General features: G+C 63.1%; 12 protein-coding genes. 3 read left to right on the forward strand and 9 right to left on the reverse strand.

The annotated features are described in order from the left end of the window. Positions 1 to 13: 13 nt before the first annotated feature. The 4 genes from EO99_RS0111245 to trxB all read right to left on the reverse strand — a co-directional run bounded on the left by EO99_RS0111245 (position 14) and on the right by trxB (position 3,816). Complete coding sequence (locus tag EO99_RS0111245) at positions 14 to 1,135, reverse strand: alkene reductase (protein WP_029618738.1); 1,122 nt, start codon at positions 1,133 to 1,135, stop codon at positions 14 to 16. 51 nt (positions 1,136 to 1,186) lie between these two features. Next, entirely contained in the window at positions 1,187 to 1,483 is a 297-nt protein-coding gene (locus EO99_RS0111250; protein WP_029618739.1) for an ArsR/SmtB family transcription factor, read from the reverse strand. A gap of 447 nt (positions 1,484 to 1,930) precedes the next feature. After that, complete coding sequence (locus tag EO99_RS0111255; RefSeq protein WP_029618740.1) at positions 1,931 to 2,833, reverse strand: LysR family transcriptional regulator VtlR; 903 nt, start codon at positions 2,831 to 2,833, stop codon at positions 1,931 to 1,933. 8 nt (positions 2,834 to 2,841) lie between these two features. Further along, entirely contained in the window at positions 2,842 to 3,816 is a 975-nt protein-coding gene (trxB, locus tag EO99_RS0111260) for a thioredoxin-disulfide reductase (RefSeq protein WP_029618741.1), read from the reverse strand. Positions 3,817 to 4,046: 230 nt separating this feature from the next. Here trxB and EO99_RS0111265 point away from each other — a divergent pair, with 230 nt between their 5' ends. Further along, the gene (locus tag EO99_RS0111265) at positions 4,047 to 4,514 is read left to right on the forward strand and encodes an Lrp/AsnC family transcriptional regulator (RefSeq protein ID WP_029618742.1); all 468 of its coding nucleotides are present in this window, start codon (positions 4,047 to 4,049) and stop codon (positions 4,512 to 4,514) included. 32 nt (positions 4,515 to 4,546) lie between these two features. Here EO99_RS0111265 and EO99_RS0111270 read toward each other — a convergent pair whose 3' ends face one another. The 3 genes from EO99_RS0111270 to greA are packed head-to-tail and all read right to left on the reverse strand — an operon-like array spanning position 4,547 to position 7,288. Beyond that, complete coding sequence (locus tag EO99_RS0111270; protein WP_051679808.1) at positions 4,547 to 5,737, reverse strand: capsular polysaccharide export protein, LipB/KpsS family; 1,191 nt, start codon at positions 5,735 to 5,737, stop codon at positions 4,547 to 4,549. Further along, a complete protein-coding gene (locus EO99_RS0111275) occupies positions 5,734 to 6,798 on the reverse strand; it encodes a glycosyltransferase family 4 protein (protein WP_029618744.1) in 1,065 nt (354 codons plus the stop codon). Before EO99_RS0111275 ends, EO99_RS0111270 begins: the two co-directional genes overlap by 4 nt. 13 nt (positions 6,799 to 6,811) lie before the next feature. Further along, the gene (gene greA / locus EO99_RS0111280; RefSeq protein ID WP_029618745.1) at positions 6,812 to 7,288 is read right to left on the reverse strand and encodes a transcription elongation factor GreA; all 477 of its coding nucleotides are present in this window, start codon (positions 7,286 to 7,288) and stop codon (positions 6,812 to 6,814) included. 229 nt (positions 7,289 to 7,517) lie between these two features. Here greA and EO99_RS0111285 point away from each other — a divergent pair, with 229 nt between their 5' ends. Together EO99_RS0111285 and EO99_RS0111290 are read left to right on the forward strand one after the other, a co-directional pair. After that, positions 7,518 to 8,750 carry a putative DNA modification/repair radical SAM protein gene (locus tag EO99_RS0111285; protein ID WP_029618746.1) on the forward strand — a complete coding sequence of 411 codons (1,233 nt, stop codon included), beginning with the start codon at positions 7,518 to 7,520 and terminating at the stop codon, positions 8,748 to 8,750. Further along, positions 8,750 to 10,210, forward strand: a complete 1,461-nt coding sequence (locus EO99_RS0111290) for a UdgX family uracil-DNA binding protein (RefSeq protein ID WP_029618747.1) — start codon at positions 8,750 to 8,752, stop codon at positions 10,208 to 10,210. Before EO99_RS0111285 ends, EO99_RS0111290 begins: the two co-directional genes overlap by 1 nt. A gap of 26 nt (positions 10,211 to 10,236) precedes the next feature. Here EO99_RS0111290 and EO99_RS0111295 read toward each other — a convergent pair whose 3' ends face one another. Together EO99_RS0111295 and EO99_RS0111300 are read right to left on the reverse strand one after the other, a co-directional pair. Continuing rightward, a complete protein-coding gene (locus EO99_RS0111295; protein ID WP_029618748.1) occupies positions 10,237 to 11,784 on the reverse strand; it encodes an MFS transporter in 1,548 nt (515 codons plus the stop codon). A gap of 105 nt (positions 11,785 to 11,889) precedes the next feature. Beyond that, the gene (locus tag EO99_RS0111300) at positions 11,890 to 12,360 is read right to left on the reverse strand and encodes an SRPBCC family protein (RefSeq protein WP_029618749.1); all 471 of its coding nucleotides are present in this window, start codon (positions 12,358 to 12,360) and stop codon (positions 11,890 to 11,892) included. Position 12,361: the final 1 nt, after the last annotated feature.

Genomic DNA, 12,361 nt, shown 5'->3' on the forward strand with positions numbered 1-12,361 from the left:
GCCCCTCGAATCATCAGGCTGCGGCGTCGAGCGCCGGATAGTCGGTGTAGCCCTTGGCGCCGCCACCATAGAAGGTGCTGCCGTCCGGGTCGTTGAGGGCCGCACCGGACTCGAAGCGCTCGACCAGATCCGGGTTGGCGATGAACAGGCGTCCGAAGGAGACCATGTCGGCGCGGCCGCTTTCCACCGCCTGCATGGCAGCTTCGCGGTCATAGCCGTTGTTGACCATCCAGCCCGCCTTGCCGCCGGCGTTGCGATAGGTCGCCTTGAAGGCATCGTAGTCGAAGCTGGTGCCCTCATACTGGAAACTGCGGTCGCCGCCCGTTGCACCCTCGATGACGTGGATGAAGGAGAGGTCGCGCGTCGCCAGCTGTGTTGCGACGTAGTCGAAGACGGCCTGGGGGTCTTCGTCGGAAATGCCGTTGGCGGGGGTGGTCGGCGAGAGGCGGATGCCGGTGCGGCCAGCGCCGATCTCGTCCGCTACGGCATCGACCACTTCGAGCAGGAAGCGGGCACGATTTTCGATCGAGCCGCCGTAGTCGTCGGTGCGCTGGTTGGCGCCGGTCTTCAGGAACTGGTCGATCAGGTAGCCATTGGCAGCATGGATTTCGATGCCATCGAAGCCGGCGTCCACGGCGGCACGGGCAGCCTTGCGGAAGTCATCGACGATGCCTGGAATTTCGGATGCCTCAAGGGCGCGGGGAGCGGAGGTCTCGACGAATTCGCCGCTGCCGTCCGCATTGATGATGTAGGTCTTGCCGCCCGCCGGGATAGCCGAGGGCGCGACCGGGGCTGCGCCGTTCGGCTGCAGCGAGACATGCGAGACGCGACCGACATGCCAGATCTGCGTCACGATCTTGCCGCCCTTGGCATGAACCGCGTCGGTGACCTTCTTCCAGCCGTCGACGGCCTGCTGCAGGTAAAGGCCCGGAACGTCGGCATAGCCCTGGCCCTGCTGGGTGATGGGCGTGCCTTCCGTGATGATCAGGCCAGCCGTGGCGCGCTGCTCGTAGTAGGTGACGTTGAGATCATTGGGGATCGCCCGAGGCGAACGATTGCGCGTCAGGGGAGCCATCGCCAGCCGGTTAGCGACGTCAATGTCGCCGATCTTCATCGGATCAAAAAGTGTGGTCATCGGAAATATCCTTGGGTGTTGGGAGGACTGCGGGAGAGGGAGGTGAGGTGGTCAGAGCGTGTTTTTCAGCTCATCGAGAAACATTTTGATCGCCGTCTCGTTGCGGCGATAGAACGACCACTGGCCAACGCGGTTGATCTCAACAAGACCAGCCTTCTCAAGCGTCGCGAGATGGGCGGAAACAGTCGACTGCGAGAGCCCGCAGCGCTTTTCGAACTGATTGGCACAGATACCCATATCCAGCGGGTGGGCCTGGGATGAAAAATGCGCTTCCGGCTCACGCATCCACTCGAGGAACTCTACCCGGGCGGGATGCGACAGCGCCTTGAGGACCTCGTTCTTGTTCATCGGCACAAAATCGTTCATTCCCGATATATAGATCGAGATTTATCGATTTAAAGACGCGCCCCCAATGCAGAGGCCAAAAAAATAGGGCCCGGATTTCTCCTGGCCCTGAGATGTGAAGGTTCAAAACCTCCAGAGGGGAACAGCTGGTAGCAGCAACTGCGGGTCGCGGATGCCAGCTGACAGTAATATGGGAAGTTGATCGGGACCGGACAAGACAGCGGGCGAACAACGGGCAAAAAAAAGGGCCACCGAATTGCTTCGGGGCCCTATAGGTATGAAGGTCAAAAACCTCCAGAGGGGAACAGCTGATGCGGTGGAACTGGGAGGAAAGCCACCGTGTGCATCAACTGAGTGCGATATGGTCGTTATTTGTGCAGTGAACAATGCATAAATGTGCAGGACAGCCATGCAGGCTGCGCAGGCCTGGGCGAAGTGCCTCAAAACCGATCAGAAACTCCAGTTTCTTGCCTTCGACACTACGAAATCGCGGAAGACCTTCAGCTTGGCGGCGTTCTTCATCTCGTCCGGGTAGCAGAAATAGGTGTCGAAGGAGGGGATGTCGGCGGCCAGCGGGAGCTGAATCAGTCCGGGATCGCGCCCGACGATGTAGTCGGGGAGCACCGCGATACCGATTCCCAGCAGGCAGGCACGCTTGATCGACGTCTGGCTGTTGATCTGCAGGTGCGGATTGCGGGGATTGTCGGAGGAGCGGCCGGCTGTCTCGAGCCAGTTCACGTCCAGCAGGTAGTTGGGCGCCGGCTCTCCGAAGGTGATGATCTTGTGGTCGTCCAGATCCTCGATCGTCTGCGGCTCCCCGAAGCGGCTGATGTAGGAGGGCGCGGCATAGACGTGCATGTGGACGGTGAAGAGCTTGCGCTGGATGAGGTCGGACTGCTGCGGCTGACGCAGCCGGATGGCGCAGTCGGCATGGCGCATGTTGACGTCGAGTTCCTCGTTGTCGAGCAGCAGCTGGATCGACATGTCCGGGTAGAGTTGCAGAAACTCCTGCACCTTGTCCGTCAGCCAGCCCTGGCCGAGGCCGACGGTGGTCGTGACCCGGAGCTTGCCGGAGGGCTTGTCGGTGGTCTCGGTGAGCTGCACCTTGACCGTTTCGAGCTTCAGCAGCACGTCATGGGCGGTGCGGTAGAGCAGTTCCCCCTGTTCCGTCAGGATCAGGCCGCGGGCGTGGCGGTGGAAGAGCTTGACGCCGACGTCCTGCTCCAGCGCGCTCACCTGCCGGCTGATGGCCGACTGGGACAGATGCAGCTTGTCTGCGGCATGGGTGAACGATCCCGCTTCCGCCGCCGCGTGAAAGATCCGCAATTTGTCCCAGTCGAGAGGTACACCCATGCTTCACACTATTCCGCGGCTTGAGCGACGGGCTGAATGCCAGCCAGATATCGCTCAGCCTCGAGTGCCGCCATGCAGCCGAGGCCGGCAGCCGTAATGGCCTGGCGGAAGCTGTCGTCGGTGACGTCGCCCGCGGCAAATACGCCCGGAACGCTGGTGGCGGTGGAATCGGGGGCAGTCCAGAGATAGCCGTTCGGCTTCATCTTGAGCGTGTCCTTGAAGAGTTCGGTCGCAGGCGCGTGGCCGATCGCGACGAAGACGCCGTCGATCGCCTGGTCGCTGACGATGCCGGTGCGGGTGTCGCGCAGGCGCACGCCGTTGACCGAGGGAGGCATCGGCGGCTTAGCCGGTTCGCCGACGATTTCCGCAATCTCCGTGTTCCACATCACCTTGACATTGTGGCGCTGGAAAAGGCGTTCCTGCAGGATCTTCTCCGAGCGGAAGCTGTCGCGGCGGTGAACCACCGTGACGGTCCTGGCGATGTTGGAGAGGTAGAGCGCCTCCTCGACGGCGGAATTGCCGCCGCCGACGACGATCACGTCCTTGTTGCGATAGAAGAAGCCGTCGCAGGTCGCGCAGGCGGAGACGCCGAAGCCCTGGAAGTGCTGCTCGCTCTCGATGCCGAGCCACTTGGCCTTGGCACCCGTGGCGATGATCAGGGTATCGGCACTCCAGACGGCACCGGAATCGGTGCGCACCGTGAAGGGGCGGCCGGACATGTCGACCTCGGTGACGATGTCGTTGACGATCTCGGCGCCGACATGCGTCGCCTGCTTGAGCATCTGCTCCATCAGCCAGGGCCCCTGGATGGGGTCGGCAAAGCCGGGGTAATTCTCGACATCCGTGGTGATCATCAGCTGGCCACCCTGTTCCATGCCGGCGATGAGGACGGGGCGCAACATGGCGCGCGCGGCATAGACGGCAGCGGTATATCCGGCGGGGCCAGAGCCAATGATGAGGACTTCGGTGTGACGGGCAGACATGGCCTTCCTTTCGGCAGCTGATCGCAGTGCGGGTGCGCCCACACATATAGGAAGCAGGGTCGCGATCCACCGCTTTTGTCGCAGCATTTAAGAGTGATCCATGCGTTACATCAAGGGCAGCCTTGCATTAACAACAGAACAGTTGCTGCGAGGCCGTGAATAGGCTGCCCGGTCTGCTTGCGTTCAACCCGCTTTTGGCTAATAGGTTCGGAAAATTGAAGGGGAAGACCGTGCTTCGCGCCGATCTGGACGCCATAGACATCAAAATTCTGCGGGAACTGCAGCAGGACGGGCGCATGACGAACGTCGAACTCGCAGAGCGGGTCGGCATCTCTGCGCCGCCCTGCCTGCGCCGCGTGCGCAAGCTCGAAGAAGCCGGGATCATCGAGGGCTATCATGCGCTGCTCAACGGGCCGAAGCTCGGCTTCGATCTCGTCGCCTTCTGCATGATCGGCCTGAAGCGGCAGTCCGATACGGACCTGAAATCCTTTGCGGCGCGGGCGCAGACGTGGCCGATCGTGCGGGAGGCCTGGATGGTCTCCGGCGACAGCGACTTCCTGTTGCGCTGCACGGCGGAAAATCTCAGCATCTTCCAGAATTTCGTCATCGAGGTGCTGACGGCCGACGAGCACGTCGACACGGTGCGAACCATGCTGACGATTCGGCAGGTGAAGCGGCTGGGACTGGTAGAGGTCTAGGAAGCGGTCGCCGTCTTCCGCCCACGGCCATTTCAGACCGTCGGGCGCTCGGCGAATTCCTTCAGGAGAAGGCCATGCTGATCCGTCCCCTGGGCGCGACTGCGCACGGCGGCGACCATCGCGGGATCGGCGTTGTTCATGTCCCCCTTGAGCAGAAAGACGTTGTAGACGTAGCGCAAGAACGTTTCCCTGAGAGCGGCGTCCGGCTCCCAGTCATCCAATCTGTCGAAAGCGGACAGCAGCGCGTCGTCATCTTCCGCCTGAAGCACGAGGCCATCGACGTCATAGGGCGCATTGCCGAGCGTGATGACCTTCTTCTGAAGGAAGAGGCTCTCCAGACCCACGGTCGAATTCATGACGACGACGGCATCGGCGCCCTCGATGAGGCTGCGCGTTTCGTTGTGGTTGGCGAAAAGGATCCGCTCATGCGCCTCGACCTGGTCGCGGATCGACAGCGGGAAGCTTGGATGCTCCTTGATGACGAAGGTCGTCTCGGGCCGCCGGTCAGCCAACCGCGCAATGACCTGATAGAACTGCACCATGTTCTTGATCCAGGGTGAGTGGACCAGCACCTGCATGTCGCTCGGGACCTGAAACGGCACGAAGATATAGGAGGGGGGCAGGCTGATGGCCTCCGCCTGCTTCTGCTTGGAAGCGCGCCGGACCAGCGCAGTGGGCAGTTCCGCGCCGATCCTCGTCTCCACCATCCGGTAGAATGCCGGGTCGCGGGGCAGGGTGCTGTCGTAGTTGATACCCTGGCTGTCGTACTGAAGCGTGCCGGGAAAAAAGCCGAGTTCGATCACCAGCCGCTCACGCCCCAAGGCCTGGCTGACGGCCAGTGTCAGCGCATCCGGCATCAGGAAGCCATTGAATACCAGGGCGCGTGCCTCGGGATGGTCGTCGAAATAGCAGGTGATGAGTGCGGCGGAAATGCGGGCCCGGGCGCTTGCCACCGCGCGGTAGATCGCAGCCGCCAGAGGATTGCCGTAGAGCCAGCCGATCCGGATGCGGCGGCGCAAGAGATTGTGCTCCACGAGCGGCTGCAGATCGACCGTCCTGTTCCTGCCGAAAGCCGCTGCCGCAAGCCCCAACCATCCTTTGCGCTCGACGAGTTCGCGGACAATCCTGGAGAGTTCGAGCGGAATCAGCAGGACGCCGCCATCGGAGGCCTTGCGGATGCTGGTGAAATGCTTGCTGTGCCCGATGAATTCGACTTTTTTCATTTGGCGCCCCGGCGTGCCGACAGAAGGCCAGCATAGACCTTATCCAAGGCCTCCGCCTCGCGCGCCAGTGCGAAATCTTGCGCGACATGCCTCAACCCGGCTTCGCCATGCGCTTGTGCCAGATCTGGGTCTGCCAGATAGTCCGCAATGGCGTCGCGAAGCGGCTCGTATGCTCCGGCGGGGACCACTGCGCCCGTGCTGCCGCTCACGATCTGCTCGGCATAGGCGCCGGCGTCGCTTGCAACCACAGCCGTGCGCGAGGCCATGGCCTCAAGCGGGGTAAGGCCGAAGCCTTCGTTGCGGGAGGGCGCGACGTAGAGATCCAGGCGCCGGTACCACGGCTTGATGTCGTCGACCTCGCCGAGAAAGAGGATGCGGTCGGACAGGCCGGCCGTCTCGACGGCTGCCTTCAATGCATCGCCGAACGCCTGATGCTCGGCCGTGACCCGGCCGCAGACCACCGCCGTCCAGTCGGGGTATCGCGGCAGAAGCTCGATCATGGCCTTGACGAAAAGGTCGGTTCCCTTCTGGTGGCGGACCCGCCCGAAACAGCCAACCAGATGTGTTCCGGGCAGATTTGTCTCGGAAAGACGATCCTCATCGCCGCGTGGCGGATGGAAGACGTCGAGATCGACCCCGTGACGGATCACCGTATGGGGAACTTCCAGGAAGGAGCCGGAGCGCTCGCTGGTGGCAACCACGGCATCCATGTTGCGCAGCAGCCATTTCGTATAGCTGCTGTGGCTGCGCTGGGCGGCGGAGGTGAAGAGCAGCTGCAACGGCATGCGCAGCACGGCCTTCAACAGCAGGCCGACCAGCATTTCGTTGTTGCGGCGCGCATGCCAGACCCGCCAGCGGTGCCCGGTCGGGCGCTGCCAGAGCTGCGGCAGCTGCGACCACCACATCCTTGGCAGGTCATCCGGCAGGCCTGGCCCCAGGGTCGCGATACCGCGGCCCTGTCGCACCTGTTCAGGCACCAGTTGCACGACCGTCGACGTCACGCCGGAAAGCCGCCGCTTGAAATGCGGCGCGATCACCGTGATGTCGCGGAGAGAGGCCAAGGGGCTCAGCCCTTCAGCCCCAGGTGAGGGCAAGGATCTCGTAGGCCTTGGAGCCGCCCGGCGCGTTGACCTCGATCGAGTCGCCGACTTCCTTGCCGATCATGGCGCGGGCGATCGGGGACGAGACGGAGATGCGACCGGCCTTCACGTCGGCCTCCTGGTCACCGACGATCTGGTAGACCTTCTCCTCGTCGGTGTCTTCGTCAATGAGCTTGACGGTCGCGCCGAACTTGACCTTGTCGCCGGACATCTTCGACAGGTCGATGACTTCCGCCCGTGCCGTCAGATCCTCCAGCTCGCTGATGCGGCCTTCGTTGTGGCTCTGCGCTTCCTTGGCAGCATGATATTCCGCGTTCTCGGAAAGGTCGCCATGGGCTCGCGCTTCGGCGATCGCCTCGATGATACGGGGACGCTCCTCCTGCTGGCGCCAGCGCAACTCCTCGTGCAGCTGGTTAAAGCCATTCTGCGTCATCGGTACCTTTTCGACCATTTTCTTGTCCTTCACGTTGCGAACGCGCTATTCGCGGCCACAAAAAGAAACAGGTTCCGTAGCGACACCACGGAACCATCCACACACCAAATTTTCTGGAACTATAACAGATCACTCGCGGTCATTTCCAGCGATTTCGAAGTGGAGCTTTGAAATGGGCTTTCAAGGGGGGCGGTCCGCCAAAGCGCCGGATTGACGACCGCGACAAGAACATTTAGTGAACACACTAATGAAGAAAAGTCTCAAAGAACGGTTGGCGATTCTCTCCGATGCCGCAAAGTACGACGCGTCCTGCGCGTCGAGCGGCACCGTTCGCCGCTCCTCTGTCGGGAGCGGCGGACTCGGCTCCACCGAGGGATCCGGCATTTGCCACGCCTATGCGCCGGACGGACGATGCATTTCGCTGCTGAAGATCCTGATGACGAACTTCTGCATCTACGACTGCGCCTATTGCATCAACCGCTCGTCCAGCAATGTCGAAAGGGCGCGGTTCTCGGTGGAGGAGGTGATCTGGCTGACGCTGGAGTTCTATCGCCGCAACTACATCGAAGGCCTGTTCCTGTCGTCGGGTATCATCCGCTCCTCCGACCACACGATGGAAGAGATGGTGCGGATTGCGCGCGAGCTGAGAACAACCCACAACTTCCGGGGCTATATCCACCTGAAGTCCATTCCCGAGGCCTCGCCGCATCTGATCGAGGAGGCGGGGCTTTATGCGGACCGGCTGTCGCTCAACATCGAGCTGCCGACCGATGCCGGGATTGCCCGCTATGCACCGGAAAAACAGCCCGCCGGCATCCGCCGGTCGATGGGGGCGCTGCGCCTCAAGATCGAGGAAATGGGCGACAAGACGCTGCAGACGAAGCGCACGCGCCGGTTTGCGCCGGCGGGCCAGAGCACGCAGATGATCGTCGGTGCCGATGGCGCCAATGATGCGACGATCCTCGGAACCAGCGCGCGGCTCTACGGCAGCTATGGCCTCAAGCGGGTCTACTATTCCGCCTTCAGTCCCATCCCGGATTCGTCGAAGAACCTGCCGCTGATCAGGCCGCCACTGATGCGCGAGCACCGGCTGTATCAGGCCGACTGGCTCTATCGCTTCTACGGCTTCAACGTCGGCGAGATTACCTCCACGCGGGCGGACGGGATGCTCGATCTCGACCTCGACCCGAAACTGGCCTGGGCGCTGGGTCACAGGGAGCAGTTTCCGGTCGACGTGAACCGGGCGGAGCGGGAGATGCTGCTGCGCGTGCCGGGCCTCGGCACCAAGACGGTCACATCGATCCTGTCCTCGCGGCGCTTCACGCGGCTGCGGCTGGAGGATCTGAAGCGGCTCGGCGTGTCTCTGAAGAAGGTGCAGCCCTTCATCACCGTGGACGGCTGGACACCGCATCGGCTGGTGGACCGGCCGGACCTGCGGGCCATGTTCCAGCCGAAGCCGGAACAACTGTCGCTGCTCTGATGTATACGGTGACGCTGAAGGGCAGGGGCGATCTCGGCGAGTGGCGCGACGCGGCACGGGCGTTCCTGCAGGGCGGGGTGCTGCCGGAACGGATCGTCTGGGAGGCGGCGAGCGCTGCGGAAGGACTGTTTGCCGCAGAGCCCAACCACCTGCCGCCGCCGCTGCCGCAGATCGGACCGATCTCGGTTCCTCCCGACTTCATCAAGCTCGCGGGTGCTGTCATCTGTCACTCGGATCCGGGCCGGTTTTCGCTGCTCTACCGTCTGCTGTTCCGTCTCATGTACCAGCGGCGCCTTCTCGACATGCTCGCCGATGTGGACGTGGTGGCGGCGCGGCGGATGGCGAAAACGGTGGGCCGCGATTACCACAAGATGACGGCCTTCGTGCGGTTCAAGGAGATCCCCCTGCCGCAGGACAGCGGGGGGCGGCGGAAGTTCGTCGCCTGGTTCGAGCCGGACCATTTCATCGTCGAGCGCGTCGCGCCGTTCTTTCAGCGGCGTTTCAACGACATGGACTGGCTGATTGCGACGCCGAAGGGGGCAGCCTCCTGGGATGGCGAGACGCTGCGCACGACCGATGAGCCGGCGCGGAAGCCTCACCTGAAGGACGAGACGGAAGATCTCTGGCGCACCTACTATGCCTCGATCTTCAATCCGGCGCGCCTGAAGGTAAAGGCGATGACGTCGGAGATGCCGAAGAAATACTGGAAGAACCTGCCGGAGGCCGAACTCATACCCGGGCTGATCGCCAATGCGGAACGCAGCGTCCTGGAGATGGCGGCGAAGGCGGCGAGCGAACCCCTGCCGTTCCACCACCGGCTGCAGGAGGCTGCCGCCTGGGCGCCGGCGGCGCCGGAGCTGCCGTCGGGCGCGCTGGCGAGCCTGAAGGAGGAGGCGCGCCACTGCACCCGCTGCGACCTGCACTGCATGGCAACGCAGACGGTCTTCGGCGACGGGCCTGAGGAGGCGACCGTGATGGTGGTCGGCGAGCAGCCGGGCGACCAGGAGGATCTGGCGGGCAAGCCGTTCGTCGGACCGGCGGGGCAGATGTTCAACGATGTCCTGCGCGAGGCGGGCTTCGACCGCCGCTCGCTCTACGTCACCAATGCGGTGAAGCACTTCAAGTACGAAGCGCGGGGCAAGCGGCGCATCCACCAGAAGCCGAACATGGGCGAGATCCAGCAGTGCCGCTGGTGGCTCAGCCAGGAGATGGAGCTGGTGAAGCCGAAGCTGGTGGTGGCCATGGGGGCGACGGCCTATTTTGCGCTGACCGGTGAGAAGCAGAAGCTCCCCGACGTGCGCAGCAAGCCGATGCCGATGGAAGGCGGAAGGACCCTCTACGTGACGGTGCACCCCTCCTACCTGCTGCGCCTTCCCGATGGCGAGCAGAAGGCGGCAGAGCTTCTGCGTTTCAAACGGGATATCGAGTCAGTTCAGTCGCTTGCGCGTTCTTTTGTGTAATCTAATTTAGCTCTTCTCGATCTCGATTAATGCTGCGGAGCAAGCGCGTCGTCATCGATATGCGCGCGTGCATAGACCTTTGCCGCGATCACGGCGAGGAGCACGAGCGTGACGGTCGCCACCATGCAGCAGACCGCGAAGCCGAGTGAAAAACCGGCCTTGGCCGTCTCCAGCCATGCGGCCGCAGCAGGGTCCGTGATCGCTTGCGCCGTTTCGACGGCGCCGGCCAGGGTGGCGGAGACGGCCTGTGCCTGCGCGTCCGTCAGGCCGCTCAGATCCTCGCCCTTCATGGTCATCCGGTAGACGAGGGTGGCGAGGCTTCCCAGGAGGGCAATGCCCAGGGCGCCGCCGAATTCGGCGCCGGTTTCCGATATGGCCGACGCCGATCCGGCTCGTTCCGGCGGAGCCGTCCCGACAATAAGGCCGGTGGTCGTCAGGACCACCGGCACAAAGCCGAGGCCGATGATCATGCTGGAGCCCAGGATGCCGAGGAGGTTCTCGGCATAGGCGGCCATGGCCATCGACGCCGTTCCCACGGCGTTGACCAGAAGTCCGCTAATGACCGTGCGGACCGGTCCGAAGCGGTTGGTAAAGCGGTAGGCCTGGAAGGACATCACGGTGAAGACGAACGCCGACGGTATCGACCACAAGGCCGCCTCCAGCGGCGAGAGGCCGAGCACCAGCTGCAGGAAGAGGTTCTGGAACAGAAAGACGCCGAACACGAAGAAGACCCCGGCGAGATTGACCATGAGCGAGGCCGTGAAGGCGGGGATGCGGAAAAGGGCAAGGTCGATCAGCGGATCGGCCAGAAGTTTCTGGCGCCGCACGAATGCTGTTCCAACCATCACCCCGACGGCAATGTAGAGGAGCTGCGATAGCTGGAAGCCATCGGCAGCCATGTGCTTGACGCCGTAGATGACCGGGAGGACCGTTGCGAGCGACAGTGCAACGCTTGCCAGATCCAGCCTGCCTGCCTCCTCGTTGCGATATTCCGGCAGCAGGAAGGGCGCCACGGCCAGCAAAACCATCATCACCGGGATGTTGATCAGGAAGACCGATCCCCACTCGAAATACTGCAGCAGGACGCCGCCGATCAGCGGGCCGACGAGGCCACCCAGCGCGAATGCGGTGCCCCAGATGCCGATCGCCCTGTTGCGTTCGGCCTCGTCCCGGAACAGGTTGACGATCAGTGAGAGGGTCGAGGGGGCGATCGTCGCGCCGGCAACGCCCAACAGCGCCCTTGCGACGATAAGCTGCCCGGCGGTGCTGGAGAAGGCTGCGAAGGCGGATGCGACGCCGAAAGAGAAGGCGCCGATCAGCAGCACGCGCCGACGTCCGATCCGGTCGCCAAGCGTCCCCATGGTCACCAGGAAGCCGGCGACCATGAAGCCGTAGATATCGTTGATCCAGAGCAGCTGTGCCGCCGACGGGTCGAGGTCGGCGACAATTGCCGGCATGGCCAGAAACAGGACCGAGAGGTCCATGGAATAGATCAGGCAGGCGATGGACAAGACGCAGAGGCCGATCCATTCGCGGCGGGTCGCCCGCTCCGGCGTTACGATACCCTCGGCCATTTTCATCCTCCCGGACAGCCGGCGGAGATTTCCCTGATTTCTGGCAGTTGGCAAGTGCCAATCCAGCCGCCCCGCGACGACATAGGGTGCTGCGGGACAGGCCTGTTACGCCTGTGTCTGCGGCCCGGTGACATAGGCGTCCAGCCGTGCCAGCGTCTGCTTGCCGCCGTCCTCCGCCCCATGTTTCAGTGTCGCGTCGCGCGCTTCAGCCGTCGGGAACTGCAGCAGGATGGTGATGCGCGTGCCGTCGCCTTCGGCGTCGAGGGTGATGGTGCCGACAAACCATGCGGGTTCTCCCACTTCGGCGCCATGGTCATAGACGATGCGTTCGGGCGGGGTGATCTCGGTATAGCGGATCCAGTTCGGCCAGTCCTTGCCGTCGGGGCCGTGCATCGTGTATCGCCACAGTCCGCCGACCGCGAATTCCATTTCATGGGTTTCGGTCTTGAAGCCGTCCGGGCCCCACCACTGGTCGAGATGGCCGGCCTCCGTCAGCATCTTGAAGACCAGTTCGCGCGGGGCAGCAATCAGGCGGTCGACTGCAAGGCTTGTGTTCGGATCGGGTTTTACTGTCATG

Source organism: Pseudorhizobium marinum (assembly GCF_000705355.1).
Lineage (GTDB): Bacteria > Pseudomonadota > Alphaproteobacteria > Rhizobiales > Rhizobiaceae > Neorhizobium > Neorhizobium pelagicum.